Annotated in this window: 19 protein-coding genes and 1 tRNA gene; all 20 read left to right on the forward strand. The window is 60.6% G+C overall.

Annotation, left to right across the window (positions count from 1 at the left end; genetic code table 11):
* Positions 1-35: 35 nt before the first annotated feature.
* The 20 genes from NCG91_RS23570 to nuoL all read left to right on the forward strand — a co-directional run bounded on the left by NCG91_RS23570 (position 36) and on the right by nuoL (position 18,231).
* Positions 36-1,988 carry a methyl-accepting chemotaxis protein gene (locus tag NCG91_RS23570; RefSeq protein ID WP_251351422.1) on the forward strand — a complete coding sequence of 651 codons (1,953 nt, stop codon included), beginning with the start codon at positions 36-38 and terminating at the stop codon, positions 1,986-1,988.
* A gap of 151 nt (positions 1,989-2,139) precedes the next feature.
* Complete coding sequence (locus NCG91_RS23575) at positions 2,140-2,349, forward strand: hypothetical protein (RefSeq protein WP_251351423.1); 210 nt, start codon at positions 2,140-2,142, stop codon at positions 2,347-2,349.
* 109 nt (positions 2,350-2,458) lie between these two features.
* Complete coding sequence (locus NCG91_RS23580) at positions 2,459-3,220, forward strand: GIN domain-containing protein (protein ID WP_099388387.1); 762 nt, start codon at positions 2,459-2,461, stop codon at positions 3,218-3,220.
* Positions 3,221-3,283: 63 nt separating this feature from the next.
* Positions 3,284-3,892, forward strand: a complete 609-nt coding sequence (locus tag NCG91_RS23585; protein ID WP_077407077.1) for a tetratricopeptide repeat protein — start codon at positions 3,284-3,286, stop codon at positions 3,890-3,892.
* Positions 3,893-3,963: 71 nt separating this feature from the next.
* Positions 3,964-4,944, forward strand: a complete 981-nt coding sequence (locus tag NCG91_RS23590; protein ID WP_251351424.1) for an NAD(P)H-quinone oxidoreductase — start codon at positions 3,964-3,966, stop codon at positions 4,942-4,944.
* A gap of 72 nt (positions 4,945-5,016) precedes the next feature.
* Positions 5,017-5,766 (forward strand): triose-phosphate isomerase, encoded by a 750-nt coding sequence (gene tpiA, locus NCG91_RS23595; protein WP_251351426.1) that lies wholly within the window; start codon positions 5,017-5,019, stop codon positions 5,764-5,766.
* Between the two features lie 28 nt (positions 5,767-5,794).
* A complete protein-coding gene (gene secG, locus NCG91_RS23600; protein WP_034749996.1) occupies positions 5,795-6,199 on the forward strand; it encodes a preprotein translocase subunit SecG in 405 nt (134 codons plus the stop codon).
* Between the two features lie 191 nt (positions 6,200-6,390).
* Positions 6,391-6,475: transfer RNA gene (locus tag NCG91_RS23605), tRNA-Leu, on the forward strand.
* Between the two features lie 177 nt (positions 6,476-6,652).
* On the forward strand, positions 6,653-7,012 hold the full coding sequence (locus NCG91_RS23610) for an NADH-quinone oxidoreductase subunit A (RefSeq protein WP_010399734.1): 360 nt from the start codon (positions 6,653-6,655) through the stop codon (positions 7,010-7,012).
* Positions 7,013-7,015: 3 nt separating this feature from the next.
* Complete coding sequence (locus NCG91_RS23615; protein WP_010399733.1) at positions 7,016-7,492, forward strand: NuoB/complex I 20 kDa subunit family protein; 477 nt, start codon at positions 7,016-7,018, stop codon at positions 7,490-7,492.
* Between the two features lie 17 nt (positions 7,493-7,509).
* Complete coding sequence (locus NCG91_RS23620) at positions 7,510-8,103, forward strand: NADH-quinone oxidoreductase subunit C (protein WP_251351428.1); 594 nt, start codon at positions 7,510-7,512, stop codon at positions 8,101-8,103.
* Positions 8,103-9,356 (forward strand): NADH-quinone oxidoreductase subunit D, encoded by a 1,254-nt coding sequence (locus NCG91_RS23625; RefSeq protein ID WP_034749992.1) that lies wholly within the window; start codon positions 8,103-8,105, stop codon positions 9,354-9,356. The genes NCG91_RS23620 and NCG91_RS23625 overlap by 1 nt, the downstream gene beginning before the upstream one ends.
* 12 nt (positions 9,357-9,368) lie before the next feature.
* Complete coding sequence (nuoE, locus tag NCG91_RS23630; RefSeq protein ID WP_034749989.1) at positions 9,369-9,848, forward strand: NADH-quinone oxidoreductase subunit NuoE; 480 nt, start codon at positions 9,369-9,371, stop codon at positions 9,846-9,848.
* Positions 9,845-11,140: an NADH-quinone oxidoreductase subunit NuoF gene (gene nuoF, locus NCG91_RS23635; protein ID WP_010399729.1), complete on the forward strand. Its 1,296-nt coding sequence runs from the start codon at positions 9,845-9,847 to the stop codon at positions 11,138-11,140. Before nuoE ends, nuoF begins: the two co-directional genes overlap by 4 nt.
* A gap of 22 nt (positions 11,141-11,162) precedes the next feature.
* Positions 11,163-13,496, forward strand: coding sequence for an NADH-quinone oxidoreductase subunit NuoG (nuoG, locus tag NCG91_RS23640; RefSeq protein WP_251351429.1), 2,334 nt, complete (start codon positions 11,163-11,165; stop codon positions 13,494-13,496).
* Positions 13,496-14,578, forward strand: a complete 1,083-nt coding sequence (gene nuoH / locus NCG91_RS23645) for an NADH-quinone oxidoreductase subunit NuoH (RefSeq protein WP_071076363.1) — start codon at positions 13,496-13,498, stop codon at positions 14,576-14,578. The genes nuoG and nuoH overlap by 1 nt, the downstream gene beginning before the upstream one ends.
* A 14-nt stretch (positions 14,579-14,592) precedes the next feature.
* Positions 14,593-15,081, forward strand: a complete 489-nt coding sequence (gene nuoI, locus NCG91_RS23650; protein ID WP_010399726.1) for an NADH-quinone oxidoreductase subunit NuoI — start codon at positions 14,593-14,595, stop codon at positions 15,079-15,081.
* A 66-nt stretch (positions 15,082-15,147) separates the two neighbouring features.
* On the forward strand, positions 15,148-15,780 hold the full coding sequence (locus tag NCG91_RS23655; protein WP_034779507.1) for an NADH-quinone oxidoreductase subunit J: 633 nt from the start codon (positions 15,148-15,150) through the stop codon (positions 15,778-15,780).
* Complete coding sequence (gene nuoK / locus NCG91_RS23660; RefSeq protein ID WP_010399724.1) at positions 15,777-16,085, forward strand: NADH-quinone oxidoreductase subunit NuoK; 309 nt, start codon at positions 15,777-15,779, stop codon at positions 16,083-16,085. Before NCG91_RS23655 ends, nuoK begins: the two co-directional genes overlap by 4 nt.
* 46 nt (positions 16,086-16,131) lie before the next feature.
* On the forward strand, positions 16,132-18,231 hold the full coding sequence (gene nuoL, locus NCG91_RS23665) for an NADH-quinone oxidoreductase subunit L (protein WP_251351430.1): 2,100 nt from the start codon (positions 16,132-16,134) through the stop codon (positions 18,229-18,231).
* The last annotated feature ends 9 nt before the right edge of the window (positions 18,232-18,240 follow it).

Raw genomic sequence — 18,240 nt, forward strand, 5'->3', positions numbered from 1 at the left:
TCCCTCCCGATTTTCTCTTTTTTATTGGATGCACCATGTTGTCCTCCCTTAAGGCGCGGCTGATCGCCATCGCCGTTTCCATCGTCGTGCTGGCCATGCTGGCCGTCGCCATCGCCAACTTCTTCACTACCCGCTCCAGCACCCTGGCCGCGCTCGACACGCAGATGCTGCAGTTGTCGCACAGCCATGCCGCGGCCATCGCCGAATGGCTGCGTTCCAAGCAAGCCGTCGTGGGCTCGCTCAAGCAGGGCGCCACGGCGGCCGATCCGCTGCCGGCCCTGAAGGCGGCCGAGCAGGCCGGCACCTTCGACATGGCGTATATCGGCTTTGCCGACAAGCACGCCGTCTTTTCGCAGGAGCGCAAGCGCGCCGCCGACTACGATCCCACGGCGCGGCCCTGGTACAAGCTGGCGTCCGAAGTGGGCGGCCCCATCATCACGGCGCCCTACATCGGCGCCAGCACGGGCAAGCTGGTGGTGACGTTTGCCGAGCCGCTGGGCGGCAAGGGCAGCGTGACGGGCGTGATGGCGGCCGACGTGATGATGGATGCGGTGGTGCAAAACGTCGCCTCGATCAAGCCGACGGCGTCCAGCTATGCCTTCCTCGTCGATGGCGGCGGCAAGATCATCGCCCACCCGGACGGCAAGCTGACCCTGAAGCCGCTGGCCGAGCTGGACCCGGGCCTCAGTGCGCAGGCGCTGGCCGATATCGAAAAGAGCGGCGACGGCGCCGCCATCCGCCTGGGCGAACGCAATGGCATTTTGCATGTGAGTAAGGTGCCGGGCAGCGACTGGCTGCTGGCGACCGTGCTCGACCGTGCAGAAGCGACGCAAGCCTTGAGCTCCATGCTGCGCGCCTCGGCCCTGACGGCCTTGCTGGTGCTGGCCCTGGCCGCCACGGTCTTGAGCGTGCTGGTGGCGCGCGCCTTGCGCCGCCTGGGCCTGGTGCGCGACGCGATGGAAGCGATCGCCACGGGCGACGGCGACCTGACCAGCCGCCTCGACGCGGAAGGCACGGACGAGCTGGCGCAGATCGCCAAGGCGTTCAACTTGTTCGTCGAAAAGATCGCCACCGTGCTGGTGCAGATCCGCAGCATCAGCACCCTGGTGCGCAGCGAGTCGGCCGATATCGCCGCAGGCAACGCCGACCTGTCTTCGCGCACGGAAGCGCAGGCGGGCGCGCTGGAAGAAACGGCCAGTTCGATGGATGAACTGACGTCGACCGTCAAGCAGAATGCGGAAAACGCGCATGCGGCCAATGAGCTGGCCGTGTCCGCCTCGGAAGTGGCGGCCAAGGGCGGCCGCGTGGTGCAGCAAGTGGTCGGCACCATGGCCGGCATCCAGGAAAGCTCGCGCAAGATCGTCGACATCATCGGCGTGATCGACGGCATCGCCTTCCAGACGAATATCCTGGCCCTGAACGCGGCCGTCGAGGCGGCGCGCGCGGGCGAGCAGGGCAGGGGCTTTGCCGTGGTGGCGTCCGAAGTGCGCAACCTGGCGCAGCGGTCTGCCGGCGCGGCGAAGGAAATCAAGGAATTGATCGGCGATTCGGTGGAGAAGGTGGATGCGGGCGGGCGCCTCGTCGATGAGGCGGGTCAGACCATGGACCAGGTGGTGGCGTCGGTGCAGCAATTGACGACCATCATGAGCGAGATCACGGTGGCCAGCCGTGAACAGAGCGCCGGCATCGGCGAGATCAATACGGCCGTCACGCACATGGATACCATGACGCAGCAAAACGCGGCCCTCGTCGAGCAAGCCGCCGCTGCCGCGGAAAGCCTGCAGGAGCAGGCTGTGGACCTGGCGCAAGCCGTCGGCATGTTCCGCCTCGGCGATGCGAGTCCTGCCGCCGCGCCTGCGTCCGTGACCCGCCTCAAGGCGAAGCCGGCCGTTCGTGCTCCCGCGCCGCGCGCGCCAGCCCGCGCACTGTCGCCGGCCAAGCCCGTCAAGGCGGCCAAGTCCGGCGCCGACGAGTGGGAAGAGTTTTAAGCGTGCAGCAGTAAATCGACGTTCATCCGCGTTTTTGTCAGGCCAGCCTGCCAAAAGCGCAGTTCGTCGCAATCGGCGTGTCCGCCGGGAGCGGTATGGCTATAGTGACACCATACCGCAAGCCCACTGCCAGACACCCGAGGAGATTCAAATGAACGTCGCTAAAAACATGGAAGTCATCGCCGTTGCCGCCGCCATCCTGCTCGGCGCCAGCTGCTACGCCATCGCCCCGGCCTCCCCGGCCCTGCAAGTGGCCAGTTCCACGGTCACCCTGGCCGCGCCCGCGAACAAGGCGGCCATGCAAGTGGTGGTGGTCAAGGCCAAGCGCTTGACCGCCTTGGAAAAAGCCCGTTTTGCATAATTGATTGTCAGCAATTTTTGCTGCTGCTACAGTGGCAGCCAGCGGCGATGCGCGCGAGTCCCACGAGGGCGCCGCGACACATAAAAACAAGATACCGAGGATGCACTACATGAAAAAGACACTGCAATTGGCGCTGCTGTTCCTGGCGACTCTGGGCCTGGTGCGCGGCGCGGCCGCCGAGACCCGCTTGCTGGAAATGCGCAACATCGACGCCCGCGTGGTGCGCGTCAAGCTCGATGGCGTGATGGAAGTGCGCATTCGCCAGGGCAACGTGCCTTCGCTGAGCATCACGGCCGACAAGCGCTACATCGCCGACGTCAGCACGGCGCAAAGCGGCGATACCCTGCACATCGAAACGGAAGTGCGCGGCTTCAAGATCGGCCCTTCGTCGATACGCGCCGACCTGGTCTTGCCGAATTTGCGCGAGCTGAGCTCGGAAGGCTTCGGCAGCACGGACATCACGGGTTTCAAGGGCGAGGAACTGACCCTGTCGCTGGAAGGGGCGGGCAGCATCAAGCTGGTGGGCGACTACCGCAAGCTCAATGCCAGCCTGGGCGGCGTGGGCAGCATGCAGATATGGATCGGTAACAATGAGCGGGCTGAGCTGGACTTGCAGGGTGCGGGCTCTGTCGTGCTGGGCGGACGCGGACGACTCTTGAAAGCCAGCCTGGGCGGCCTGGGCAGCCTGAATGCGCAGCAATTCGAAGCCGATGCCGTGAACCTGGAATTGAGCGGCCTCGGCAACGCCACGGTGAATGCCCATACGAATGCCAAGCTGAACTTGAGCGGGCTCGGTTCGGTGGTGGTGTACGGCAAGCCGGTCAACCGCGATGTCAGCGTCGAGGGCCTGGGCAAAGTTAGCTGGAAGTAAAAGCATCCTGCCGCAGGCCTTTTGGCAGGACAAGAATAAGTAGTCAGACCACATCCCATTCCGATGAAAAAACTGATCATTACATTACTCATGCTGTTGACGATACAGCTACCCGCGCGGGCTGGCTTCGCCGAAGGCGCCAGTGCCTACAACAACAAGAATTACGCCTTGGCCTACAAGGAAATATTGCCCCTTGCCAAGACTGGCAACGCCGATGCCCAGCATTTGCTGGGCTTGATGTATTACATGGGGCGGGGCTTGCCGCAGGATTACAAGCAAGCCATGTTCTGGCACCGCAAGGCGGCCGAGCAGGGCAAGGCCGACGCCCAGTATGTGGTGGGTGCCATGTATTACACGGGCAACGCCGTGCTGCAGGATCACAAGCAAGCCGTCGGCTGGTTCCGCAAGGCGGCCGAGCAGAACCATGCCGAGGCGCAGCAGGTGCTGGGCCTGATGTACCGCTACCACATGGGCGGCGTGCAGCAGGACAACGTCATCGCCTACATGCTGTGGAACCTAGCGGCCGCGAATGGCAACGCGAATGCGGCCGACCAGCGCGCCGCCGTGGTGCGCAAGATGACGCATGAGCAAGTCGAAGAGGGGCAAGCCCTGTCGGCGAAATGGAAGCCGGGCACGCCCTTGCCGCGCCAGTCGAAAACGGGCGCCGGTTAAGACGGGGCGGTGGTCTGCAGGGGAGGGCGGCTTGGCGTACAATCGCCGTTTTCCCTTGAGAGAGTTCCGCCATGCGTGCAGTTGCCATCAGCCAGCCAGGTCCCGCCGACGTTTTGCAGATCGCGGAACGTCCCATGCCGCAATATAAGGCGGGCGAACTGCTGATCAAGGTGCACGCGGCCGGCATCAACCGCCCCGACGTGCTGCAGCGCCTGGGCAAGTACGCGCCGCCCGCCGGCGCGTCCGACTTGCCGGGCCTGGAAGTGGCGGGCGAAGTCGTCGATGGCGACTTTACTAACACCGGATTCAAGAAGGGCGACCTGGTCTGCGCGCTGGTGCAGGGCGGCGGCTATGCCGAATACTGCGCCGCCCCAAGCGGCCAGTGCCTGCCCTTGCCGCAAGGCTTGACGGCGCTGGAAGGCGCGTCCCTGCCGGAAAACTTCTTTACCGTCTGGAGCAATGTCTTCGACCGCTGCGCGCTGCTTGACGGCGAAACGTTACTGGTGCAGGGCGGCACGTCCGGCATCGGCGTGACGGCCATCCAGCTGGCGGCCGCCCTGGGGCATCGCGTGTTCGCCACGGCGGGCAGCGACGAGAAGGCGCGCGCCTGCGAGGCGCTGGGCGCCGAACGGGGCATCAACTACCGCACGGAAGATTTCGTCGCCGTCGTCAAGGAATTGACCGGTGGCAAAGGCGTCGACGTCATTCTCGACATGGTGGGCGGCGACTACCTGCCGCGCGAAATCGATTGCCTGGCCGACGATGGCCGCATCGGCCTGATCGCCGTGCAGGGCGGCACCAAGGCGGAACTGGACCTGGGTAGCTTGCTGCGCCGCCGCCTGACGGTGACGGGTTCCACCCTGCGTCCCCGTTCCGTCGCCTTCAAGGCGGCTATCGCCAGCCATTTGCGCGCGACCGTCTGGCCGCTGATCGAGGCGGGCAAGATCAAGCCCGTGATCTATCAAACTTTCCCGTTGGAAAAAGCCAACGAGGCGCATGCCTTGATGGAGGCGAGCACGCACGTGGGCAAGATCATGTTGCAAGTTGCCTGAAACGGGGCACTGCCTGTTTGACCGGCATCGGTGCCGGAGTTAGAATGACGGGTTATTAGAATTTAGGCTACTATGCGTCGCAAACTCGTCGTCGGAAATTGGAAAATGAACGGCAGTCGCACCTCGAACGCGGTGTTATTGTCTGAAATAGTTGCTGGCCTGGCTGCCTCTGGCGCCGCCAGCGCCGTCTGTGTGCCTGCGCCGTATCTGGCGCAGTGCCAGGCGCAATTGGCAGGCACGGCTCTGGGCTGGGGCGCGCAGGATGTGTCCGCGCACGCCAGCGGCGCCTACACGGGAGAAATCTCGGCCGCCATGCTGCAGGATTTCGGTTGCGGCTATGTGGTGATCGGGCATTCCGAGCGCCGCGCCTACCATGGCGAGAGCGATGCGCAGGTGGCGGCCAAGACGGTTGCGGCGCTGGCGGCGGGCATCACGCCTATCGTCTGCATCGGCGAAACCCTGGCGCAGCGCGAAGCGGGCCAGACCAATGCCGTGGTGGCGCAGCAACTGGGCGCCGTGCTGGCGGCGATTTCCGCCGACGACGTGGCGAAACTGGTGCTGGCCTATGAGCCGGTCTGGGCCATCGGCACGGGCAAGACCGCCACGCCGCAAATGGCGCAGGACGTGCATCAGGTATTGCGCGCCCAGTTGGTGGCAAAGAATGCGGTAGCGGCCGCCGGCGTGCAAATCCTGTACGGCGGCAGCATGAAGCCGGAGAACGCGAAAGAATTGATGGCGATGCCGGATATCGATGGCGGTCTGATCGGTGGAGCAGCATTGAAGGCGGCGGATTTCCTGGCGATTATTCACGCCGCTGATTGAATTACTTTAAACTAAGAATGGAATTGCAATGAACATGATGTTCAATCTGGTAGTGGTAGTACAGGTTATTTCGGCTTTGTCGATTATCGCGCTGGTGTTGTTGCAGCACGGTAAGGGCGCCGACATGGGCGCCGCCTTCGGTTCGGGCGCCTCGGGCAGCCTGTTCGGTGCGACGGGTTCGTCGAACTTCATGTCGAAATCGACGGGCGTTGCCGCCGCGATCTTCTTCGGCGCCACCCTGGCCCTGTCGCTGATGGCGAATCAGCGCGCCACCACGGTCGGCGGCGGCGTGATGGATAAAGTCGTCAAGCCAGTGCCAGTCACCGGCGCGGGCGCGATCCCGACGACGGTGCCAGCAGCAGCTCCGGCTGCCAGCGCTCCGGCAGCGGCGGCTCCGGTTGCCAGCACCCCGGCCGGCGCGATTCCGAAGTAATTCTGTATCCGCTCGATACCTCATCGAGAGTAATTCTCATTACGGGCAGATTATTGCTCAATGTTTTAGCAGTGCGGCAGGAAAAAATCGTGGCGCGCTGGAAGATGTAAAAATTTATCGTTTTTATCTGTGTTTTGATGCATTTGTGCATTAACTTTAGCGGCAAAGCAGAGTAGAATACGGGCCTTACCGCCGACGTGGTGAAATTGGTAGACACGCTATCTTGAGGGGGTAGTGGCGAAAGCTGTACGAGTTCGAGTCTCGTCGTCGGCACCAGAAATCAGAAGCCAGCAACGGCGCACGAGCCATGGCTCGTACAAAGTTGCTGGCTTTTTTTACGAGGATGTGTCGTTCGATCCTGGTCTTAGCTTTGATTGGGGTCGTGCGTTAGATACGCTGCAAATGATCGCAGCGTCCTCATTTAACCGATCGTTCAATATAAGCTCATCAATCGTGAACCTCGAAAATTACTTCCCCGTCCTGCTGTTCATTATTATCGGCCTTGGTGTCGGTATCGCTCCCCAGCTCCTGGGGCGCCTGTTAGGCCCTAACAAGCCTGACGCAGCAAAACTCTCCCCGTACGAATGTGGCTTTGAAGCATTCGAAGACGCGCGCATGAAATTTGATGTGCGCTACTATCTGGTCGCAATCCTGTTTATTTTGTTCGATCTGGAAACGGCATTCTTTTTCCCATGGGGCGTTGCAATGCGCGACCTGGGCTGGGCCGGTTTCGTCACGATGATGGTGTTCATCGCTGAATTCGTGGTCGGATTTTGGTACATTTGGAAGAAAGGTGCCCTTGACTGGGAATAAGCCATGGCTATTGAAGGCGTATTAAGCGAAGGTTTCATCACCACCTCGGCCGACAAGCTGATCAACTGGGCGCGCACCGGGTCTATGTTCCCGATGACGTTCGGTCTGGCCTGCTGTGCGGTCGAAATGATGCATGTGGGCGCAGCCCGCTACGATATGGACCGTTTCGGCGTCGTGTTTCGTCCGTCGCCGCGTCAGTCCGACGTCATGATCGTTGCCGGCACCCTGTGCAACAAGATGGCGCCGGCCCTGCGCAAGGTCTACGACCAGATGGCAGAGCCACGCTGGGTCATCTCGATGGGTTCCTGCGCCAATGGCGGCGGGTACTACCATTACTCCTATTCCGTGGTGCGCGGTTGCGACCGCATCGTGCCCGTCGACGTGTATGTGCCTGGCTGTCCTCCGACCGCTGAAGCCTTGCTGTACGGCATCATGCAGTTGCAGAACAAGATCAAGCGTACCAGCACGATCGCACGCTAACGGGGCCGCTTCAGATTATGACAACACATTTAGAAGTATTGCAAAACGCCCTCGGCACTGCCCTGGGCGATCGCGTTAGCACGACGGTTGCGCTGGGGGAAGTCACCCTGGTCGTCAAGGCCGAGGACTACCTGGCCGTGATGCTGACCCTGCGCGACGATCCGACCCTGCATTTCGAGCAATTGCTCGACCTGTGCGGCGTCGACTACTCGACCTATGGCGACGGTAGCTGGGATGGCCTGCGCTTCGCGGCCGTGTCGCACTTGCTGTCGGTCAAGCACAACTGGCGCGTGCGCGTGCGCGTGTTCGCGCCGGACGACGACATGCCGCTGCTGCCCTCCGTGGTCGGCATCTGGCGCGCCGTCAACTGGTACGAGCGCGAAGCATTCGACCTGCTGGGCATCCTCTTCGAAGGCCACAACGACTTGCGCCGCCTGCTGACCGACTACGGTTTCATCGGCCATCCGTTCCGCAAGGATTTCCCCGTCTCCGGCTATGTCGAGATGCGCTACGATCCGGAACAAAAGCGCGTGATTTACCAGCCCGTGACGATCGAGCCGCGGGAAAACGTGCCGCGCGTGATCCGCGAAGAACATTACGGGATGAAATAATGGCTGAGATTAAGAACTACACCCTGAACTTTGGGCCGCAGCATCCGGCCGCGCACGGTGTGCTGCGCCTGGTGCTGGAGATGGATGGCGAAGTCATCCAGCGCGCCGACCCGCATATCGGCCTGCTGCACCGCGCCACCGAAAAGCTGGCTGAACAGAAGACCTACCTGCAATCCGTGCCGTACATGGACCGTCTCGACTATGTGTCGATGATGTGCAATGAACATGCATACGTGATGGCCATCGAAAAGATGCTGGGCCTGGAAGTGCCGCTGCGCGCGCAATACATCCGCGTCATGTTCGACGAGATGACGCGCATCCTGAATCACCTGATGTGGCTCGGCACCCACGCGCTGGACGTCGGCGCCATGGGCCCGTTCCTGTATTGCTTCCGCGACCGCGAAGACTTGTTCGACGCCTACGAGGCGGTATCGGGCGCGCGCATGCACGCGGCCTACTACCGTCCGGGCGGCGTGTACCGCGACTTGCCGGATGCGATGCCGCAGCACAAGGCGTCGATCATCCGCAACGCCAAGGCCATCGGCAAGCTGAACGAAAACCGCCAGGGCTCGCTGCTGGACTTCATCGAAGACTTCGCGCGCCGTTTCCCGAACTCGGTGGACGAGTACGAAACCTTGCTGACCGACAACCGTATCTGGAAACAGCGTACCGTCGGCATCGGCGTAGTCTCGCCGGAAGATGCGCTGGCCATGGGCTTCACGGGCGCCATGCTGCGCGGCTCGGGCGTGCAGTGGGATTTGCGCAAGAAACAGCCGTACGAAGTGTACGACTTGATGGATTTCGACATTCCTATCGGCACCAACGGCGATTGCTACGACCGCTACCTGGTCCGCGTGGAAGAGCTGCGCCAGTCGAACCGCATCATCAAGCAATGCGTGGAGTGGCTGCGCAACAATGAAGGTCCTGTCATGACCAGCAACCGCAAGGTGGCGCCTCCGGGCCGCGTCGACATGAAGACCAACATGGAATCGCTGATTCACCACTTCAAGCTGTTCACGGAAGGTTTCCACGTGCCGCCAGGCGAGGCCTACAGCGCCGTGGAACATCCGAAGGGCGAGTTCGGCGTGTACTTGGTGTCCGATGGCGCCAACAAGCCGTACCGCATGAAACTGCGTGCGCCAGACTACGCCCACTTGCAGTCGCTCGACGAGATGGCGCGTGGGCACATGCTTGCCGACGCCGTGACCATCATCGGGACGCAAGATATCGTGTTCGGCAGTATTGACCGCTAAGAGGCAAAAAGTATGTTGTTATCAGAGCAATGCTATAAGAAAATTGACCGCGAGCTGGCCAAGTACCCGGCCGACCAGCGTCAGTCGGCCGTCATGGCCGCGCTGGCCCATGCCCAGGATGAACTGGGCTGGCTGGCGCCGGAAACCATGAAGGAACTGGCCGATTACATCGGCATGCCGGCGATTGCCGTGCAGGAAGTGGCCACGTTCTACAATATGTATAACGTGAAACCCGTGGGCAAGCACAAGATCACCGTGTGCACCAACCTGCCATGCGCCCTGTCGGGCGGCGTGCGCGCTGCAGACTACCTGAAGCAGAAACTGGGTATCGATTTCCGCGAAACCACCGCAGACGGCCAGTTCACCCTGGTTGAAGGCGAGTGCATGGGTGCTTGCGGCGATGCGCCTGTCTTGCTGGTCAGTAATAAAACCATGTGCAGCTGGATGTCGAACGAGAAAATCGACGCCATGCTGGAGGAACTCAAGAAATGACGTCACTCCACAACCGCCATATCGATCCATTGATCCTGAAGGATCTGGATGGCAAGAACTGGCATTTGCAAGATTATGTGAACCGCGGCGGCTATAGCGCCCTGCGGCGTATCCTGGAAGAGAAAATCACGCCGGAACAGATCATCGCCGACCTTAAGGCTTCGTCCTTGCGCGGCCGTGGCGGCGCGGGTTTCCCTACCGGCTTGAAGTGGAGCTTCATGCCGCGCCAGTTCCCGGGTCAAAAATACCTCGTCTGCAATACAGATGAAGGCGAACCGGGCACTTTCAAGGACCGCGACATCATTCGTTACAATCCCCATGCGCTGATCGAAGGCATGGCCATTGGCGCTTATGCGATGGGCATCACCGTCGGCTATAACTATATCCACGGTGAAATCTTCCAGGAATACCTGCGTTTCGAAGAAGCGCTGGAAGAGGCGCGCGCCGCCGGTTTCCTGGGTGACAAGATCATGGGCAGCGAGTTCTCGTTCCAGTTGCATGCGCACCATGGTTATGGCGCCTACATCTGCGGCGAAGAAACGGCCCTGCTGGAGTCGCTGGAAGGCAAGAAAGGCCAGCCGCGCTTCAAGCCGCCTTTCCCAGCCTCGTTTGGCCTGTACGGCAAGCCGACGACGATCAACAACACGGAAACCTTCGCGGCCGTGCCATTCGTGCTGAACATTGGTCCAGAGAAATACCTGGCGATGGGCAAGCCGAACAACGGCGGTTCGAAGATCTTCTCGATCTCGGGCGACGTGGAAAAACCGGGCAACTACGAAGTGCCGCTCGGCACCCCGTTTGCGACCCTGCTGGAACTGGCAGGCGGCATGCGCGGTGGCAAAAAGATCAAGGCCGTGATCCCTGGCGGTTCGTCCGCTCCGGTGATCCGCGGCGACATCATGATGCAGACCGACCTGGACTATGACTCGATCGCGAAAGCCGGTTCGATGTTGGGTTCGGGCGCCGTCATCGTGATGGACGAAACACGCTGCATGGTAAAGGCGCTGGAACGCCTGTCCTACTTCTACTTTGAAGAATCGTGCGGCCAGTGTACGCCTTGCCGTGAAGGCACAGGCTGGATGTACCGCATGGTGCACCGCATCGAGCAGGGGCAGGGTCGTCCAGACGACCTGGACATGCTCAACTCGATCGCCGACAACATCCAGGGCCGCACCATTTGCGCGCTGGGCGATGCGGCTGCCATGCCGGTACGGGCCTTCATTAAGAATTTCCGTGAAGAATTTGAATATCATATCGAGCACAAGCATTGCTTAGTGCCCGCATATATCTAAGCTGCGTCAGGTAACGATCACCATGGTTGAAATCGAAATAGACGGCAAAAAAGTCGAAGTCCCTGCTGGTAGCATGGTGATGGACGCCGCCAACAAATTGGGAACCTACATTCCGCACTTCTGCTATCACAAGAAATTGTCGATCGCAGCGAACTGCCGCATGTGCCTGGTCGAAGTGGAAAAGGCGCCCAAGCCTTTGCCCGCTTGTGCGACCCCGGTCAGTGCCGGCATGATCGTGCGCTCCGCCAGCGATAAAGCTGTGCAGGCGCAAAAGTCGGTCATGGAATTCTTGCTGATTAACCACCCGCTCGATTGCCCTATCTGCGATCAGGGCGGCGAATGCCAGTTGCAAGACTTGGCAGTGGGTTACGGCAAGAGCGAATCGCGCTACAAGGAAGACAAGCGCGTCGTGCAGCCGAAGGAAGCCGGTCCGCTGGTGTCCATGCAGGAAATGTCGCGCTGCATCCAGTGCACCCGTTGCGTACGCTTTGGCCAGGAAGTGGCCGGCGTGATGGAACTGGGCATGATCGGCCGCGGCGAGCACTCGGAAATCGTGTCCTTCGTGGGCCAGACGGTCGACTCCGAACTGTCGGGCAACATGATCGACCTGTGCCCGGTCGGCGCACTGACCTCGAAGCCGTTCCGCTACAGCGCCCGTACGTGGGAACTGTCGCGCCGCAAATCGGTCAGCCCGCATGACGGCCTGGGCGCGAACCTGATCGTGCAAGTGAAAGCTGGCAAGGTCAAGCGCGTATTGCCGCTGGAAAACGAAGCCGTCAACGAGTGCTGGATCTCGGACAAGGACCGTTTCTCGTACGAAGCGCTGGACAGCGCCGAACGCCTGACGTCCCCGATGCTGAAACAAGGCAACGAGTGGAAAGAAGTCGATTGGCAAACGGCACTGGAATACGTGGCGCACGGTTTGAAAAATATCAAGCACGAGCATGGCGCCGACACCATCGCCGCGCTGGCAACGCCGCATTCGACGGTCGAAGAGCTGGTCCTGCTGCAAAAAGTGGCCAACGGTCTCGGTTCCGAGCACGTCGACTTCCGCCTGCGCCAGACCGACTTCGCGCTCGACGCGTCCGTCAAACCTTGGCTGGGCATGCCGATCAACGAATTTGGCCAGATCAAGCGCGCCTTCGTCATCGGCTCGTTCCTGCGCAAGGACCACCCGCTGCTGGCCACGCGTCTGCGCGCGTCCGTCAAGGGCGGCGCCAAGCTGTCGATCCTGCACGCGTCCGACGATGATCAATTGATCACCATCGCCAACAAGATGATCGTTGCGCCTGGCGATTGGCTGGCGGCCTTGTCGGAAGTGGTCGTTGCTGTTGCTAAAGCGAAAGAAATCGCCGCGCCAGCCGGTTTCGAAGCGGTTGTCGCTTCGGACGTGGCCGTCGCGATTGCCGCCAGCCTGATGGCCGGCGACAACGGCGCCGTGCTGCTGGGTAACGCGGCAACGCAACACCCGCAAGCGTCGCAACTGCACGCTGCCGCGCAATGGATCGCCGAACAGACGGGCGCCAAGCTCGGTTACCTGACGGAAGCGGCCAACACGGTTGGCGCGCACCTGGTCGCCAAGCCGCGCGCCAATGTGCAAGCAGCCTTTGCCGTGCCGAAAAAAGCCTACGTGCTGCTGCACGCCGAGCCGGAACTCGATGCCGCCAATCCACAAGCGGCCCGCGCCGCCCTGGATGGCGCCGACATGGTCGTGGCCATGTCCGCCTTCAAGCACGGCATGGATTACGCCGACGTCTTGCTGCCGATCGCCCCGTTCGCTGAAACTTCGGGCACCTTCGTCAATTGCGAAGGCCGCGCGCAAAGCTTCAACGGTACCGTGAAACCGCTGGCCGATACCCGTCCAGCCTGGAAAGTGCTGCGCGTCCTGGGCAACATCCTGGGTCTGGCCGGTTTCGACTACGACACCTCCGAAGCGATCCGCGACGAAGCGTTTGGCGCCGGCGTGACCGATCTGTCGGCACAGCTGAACAACATCGCCAAGAACGCCCCGGAAGCGGCCTCGTATGCGCCGGCTTCGCCAGCGCTGCAACGCATCGCCGACGTGCCGATCTACTTCGCCGACGCGCTGGTACGCCGCTCCGAACCGCTGCTGCGCACGGTCGATGGCGCCGCGCCGCAAGCCCATCTGTCGCCAGCATTGGCCGAGAAGCTGGGCATCAAGGCGGGCGACAAGGTCAAAGTGGCGCAAGGCTCCGGCAGCGCCATCCTGGTGGCGGCACTCCATGCCGGCCTGCCAGCCAATGTGGTGAAAGTGTCGGCGGCGCATGCCTCGACGGCTAGCCTGGGCGGCATGTTCGGTGACATCACAGTTGAAACAGCAGAGGGGAAAATCTGATGGCTCTGCCTGAATTTGTAAACGTCATCAACAGCAGCGGCCAGGATTTGCTGGGCGGCTCCTGGCCGTTCTTCTGGACCCTGATCAAGATCCTGTGCGTGCTGCTGCCGCTGATGGGCCTGGTTGCCTACCTGACCTTGTGGGAACGCAAGCTGATCGGCTGGATCCAGATCCGCGTCGGCCCGAACCGCGTGGGTCCCCTGGGCTTGCTGCAACCGATCGCCGATGCGCTGAAACTCTTGTTCAAAGAGATCATCATCCCGTCCAAGGCCGCCAAGGGCCTGTTCGTGATCGGCCCGATCATGACCATCATGCCGGCTCTGGCCGCCTGGTCGGTCGTGCCGTTCGGCCCGCAAGCCGTACTGGCCAACGTCAACGCAGGCTTGCTGATGCTGCTGGCGATTACCTCGATGGAAGTCTACGGCATCATCATCGCCGGCTGGGCCTCGAACTCGAAGTACTCGTTCATGGGCGCCATGCGCGCTTCGGCACAGATGATTTCGTATGAAATCCCGATGGGCTTCGTGATGGTCATCGTGCTGATGGTCTCGGGCAGCCTGAACTTCATCGACATCGTTGGCGGCCAGCAAATCGGCTTCTTCGCCGACAAGGGCGTGAACTTCCTGTCGTGGAACTGGTTGCCGCTGCTGCCGATGTTCGTCATCTACCTGGTGTCGGGCCTGGCTGAAGCCAACCGTCACCCGTTCGACGTCGTCGAAGGCGAGTCGGAAATCGTGGCCGGCCACATGGTCGAGTACTCGGGCATGGCCTACGCCATGTTCATGCTGGCCGAATACGCCAACATGATCCTGATCGGCGCCCTGGCTTCGATCATGTTCCTCGGTGGCTGGTCCGCACCATTTGCTTTCCTTGAGTTCTGGGGTGGTTTCGGCGGCTTCTTCTGGTTGTTCGCCAAGACCTTCTTCATCGTGTCGGTGTTCATCTGGGTACGCGGTACTTTCCCACGCTACCGTTATGACCAGATCATGCGCCTCGGCTGGAAAGTGTTTATCCCGTTGACGCTGGTCTACCTGGTCTTCGTCGCTGCCTGGATGCAGACATCCTGGAATATTTGGAAGTAAGAGAGTGCATACGAATGGATAAGGTAAAAGATTTCTTCAGCAGCCTCTTGTTAGGCGAGCTGATCAAGGGCATGGCGTTGACAGGCAAGTACATGTTTTCGCGCAAGATCACGGTGCAATTCCCGGAAGAGAAGACACCGATCTCGCCGCGCTTCCGTGGCTTGCACGCGCTGCGCCGCTACCCGAACGGCGAGGAACGTTGCATCGCCTGCAAACTGTGCGAAGCGGTTTGCCCGGCGATGGCCATCACGATCGAATCGGAACAGCGTGACGACGGCTCGCGCCGCACCACGCGTTACGATATTGACTTGACCAAGTGCATCTTCTGCGGTTTCTGCGAAGAGTCCTGCCCGGTCGATTCGATCGTCGAGACGCAAATCCTGGAATACCACGGCGAGAAACGCGGGGATTTGTATTACACGAAAGAGATGTTGCTGGCCGTAGGTGATCGTTATGAAAATGACATCGCCGCTGCGCGCGCCGCCGACGCACCTTATCGCTGATGGATGCGCCGCAGCTGACCAGCTGCGGCGCGCCCCTCGTTCATCTGTACGTCTATTGGGTTTTTTATGGACTTTAAAACAATTTTGTTTTACGCCTTCGCGCTGATCTTGATTCTGGCAGCGACGCGCGTCATCACGGCCCGTAATCCGGTCCACGCAGTACTGTTCCTGGTACTGTCCTTCTTTTCCGCAGCGGGCATCTGGATGCTGCTGCAAGCTGAATTCCTGGCCATCGTGCTGGTATTGGTGTATGTCGGCGCCGTGATGGTGCTGTTCCTCTTCGTGGTCATGATGCTCGATATCAATATCGACCGCATGCGCGAAGGCTTCTGGGGCTATCTGCCTTTGTCGGTGACGGTGGGCGTGATCATCGTGCTGGAAATGGCCGCCGTCCTGTGGCATGGTTTCCGCAACTTTGCGCCTAGCATCGCTCCGGTGAACGTCAACCTGGGCGGCACCAAGGAACTGGGCCTGCTGATCTACACGAAATATGTGTTCGCCTTCGAAATCGCCGCCGTCGTGCTGCTGGTGGCCATCGTTGCCGCGGTCGCACTGACTTTGCGCAAACGCAAGGACACCAAGCATTTTGCTCCAGGCGATGCGGTACGCGTCAAGCGCAACGACCGCCTGAAGATCATCAAGATGGACGCGGTCGTCGAGCGTCCTGCGGCTGAGCCGGAAGTTAAGGAGGCACCATGACATTATCGCTCACACATTTTCTGGTCCTGGGCGCGATCCTGTTCGCAATCTCGATCGTCGGTATTTTCCTGAACCGCAAGAACATCATCGTATTGCTGATGGCAATCGAATTGATGCTGCTGGCGGTGAATATGAATTTCATCGCGTTCTCCCATTTCATGGGCGACGCGGCCGGTCAGATCTTCGTTTTCTTCATCCTGACGGTTGCCGCCGCTGAGTCGGCTATCGGTCTGGCTATTCTGGTGGTGATGTTCCGTAATCTGGATACCATCAACGTCGAAGACCTGGACAGCCTCAAAGGCTGATGTTTTTCAGACTCGATCTCTCGAATAATAACGATTAAGGTTCATCATGGCGGGGCAACTCCTCAACCCTAACCTCCTTCTTGCCGTACCGCTGGCGCCGCTGGCCGGTGCCGCGATTGCAGGCTTGCTTGGCACCCAGTTCCTGGGTAATTTGGTCGGACGCAAGACGTCGCATACCGCGACGATCCTGGGCGTACTGATTGCGTTCATCCTGTCCGTGCAGACATTGCTGGCAGTGATGGATGGCGCGACATTCAATGGCACGATCTATAACTGGATGACGATCGGCACCCTGAAGATGGAAGTGGGCTTCCAGATCGATTCGCTGTCGGCGATGATGATGTGCGTGGTCACCTTCGTCTCCCTGATGGTGCACATTTACACGATCGGCTACATGAAGGATGACGAAGGCTACAACCGCTTCTTCGCCTACATCTCGCTGTTCACGTTCTCGATGTTGATGCTGGTCATGGCCAACAACTTCCTGCAACTGTTCTTCGGTTGGGAAGCAGTGGGCCTGGTCTCTTACCTGCTGATCGGTTTCTGGTACCAGCGTCCGACGGCCATCGTGGCCAACATGAAGGCTTTCCTCGTCAACCGCGTGGGCGACTTCGGCTTCATCCTGGGCATCGGCCTGCTGCTGGCCTACGCCGGCACCATGAACTACCAGGAAGTGTTCGCCAAGAAAGACGAACTGGCACTGCTGAGCTTGCCAGGTACCGACTGGGCCCTGCTGACCGTTGCCTGCATCTGCCTGTTCATCGGCGCGATGGGCAAGTCGGCGCAGTTCCCGCTGCACGTGTGGCTGCCTGACTCGATGGAAGGTCCTACCCCGATCTCGGCACTGATTCACGCCGCGACGATGGTGACGGCCGGTATCTTCATGGTTTCGCGCATGTCGCCGCTGTTCGAACTGTCCGACACGGCACTGTCCTTCATCCTGGTGATCGGCTCCATCACGGCGCTGTTCATGGGCTTCCTGGGCATCATCCAGAACGACATCAAGCGCGTCGTCGCTTACTCGACCCTGTCGCAGCTCGGCTACATGACCGTGGCGCTGGGTTCGTCCGCGTACTCCGTGGCCGTGTTCCACCTGATGACGCACGCATTCTTCAAGGCACTGCTGTTCCTGGGCGCCGGTTCCGTCATCATCGGCATGCACCATGACCAGGACATCCGCAACATGGGCGGCCTGCGCAAATACATGCCAATCACCTGGATCACTTCCCTGGTCGGTTCGCTGGCCTTGATCGGCACGCCGCTGTTCTCCGGTTTCTACTCGAAAGACAGCATCATCGAAGCCGTCGAAGCGACGCACATCTGGGGCGCTGGCTTTGCCCAGTTCGCCGTGCTGGCTGGCGTGTTCGTTACCGCCTTCTACTCGTTCCGCATGTATTTCCTCGTCTTCCACGGCAAGGAACGTTTCGGCCAGCCGCATGCGCACGGCCATGACGACCATCACGCACCGAAAGCGGCCCATGGCGCGCACGGCGATGCACATGACGACCACCACGAAGAAGAGGAAGACGACCACGGCCACCACGGCCTGGAACCTGGCCAGAAGCCGCATGAATCGCCGTTCGTCGTGTGGTTCCCGCTGGTGATGCTGGCGATTCCATCGCTGATCATCGGCTACCTGACGATCGGCCCGATGCTGCATGGCGATTTCTTCAAGGGCGTGATCTTCGTCGGCGAAAACCATCCAGCAATGGAAGAGTTGTCGCATGAATTCCACGGCGCAATGGCGATGGCGATCCACGGCCTGTCGACGGCACCGTTCTGGCTGGCATTGTCCGGCGTGGTGGCAGCCTACTACTGCTACATGGTCAACCCGCGTGTGCCGGCCTGGTTCTTTGCCAAGTTCCACGCGATCCACACCCTGCTGGACAACAAGTACTACATGGACAAGTTCAATGAAGTCGTGTTCGCCGGCGGTGCCCGCTTGCTGGGTAATGGCCTGTGGAACTTCGGTGACAAGAAGCTGATCGATGGCCTGCTGGTCAACGGTAGCGCCAAGGTCGTCGCCTGGCTGTCCTCGCTGTCGCGAGTGTTGCAGACCGGCTACATCTATCACTATGCATTCGTGATGATCCTGGGCGTGCTGGGCTTCCTGATCTATTTCCTGCCATTCTGGCCCGCTAAGTAAGCTGACCTG

The sequence above is a fragment of the Janthinobacterium kumbetense genome (genome assembly GCF_023703445.1).
In the GTDB taxonomy this organism is placed as follows: Bacteria; Pseudomonadota; Gammaproteobacteria; order Burkholderiales; family Burkholderiaceae_D; genus Janthinobacterium; species Janthinobacterium kumbetense.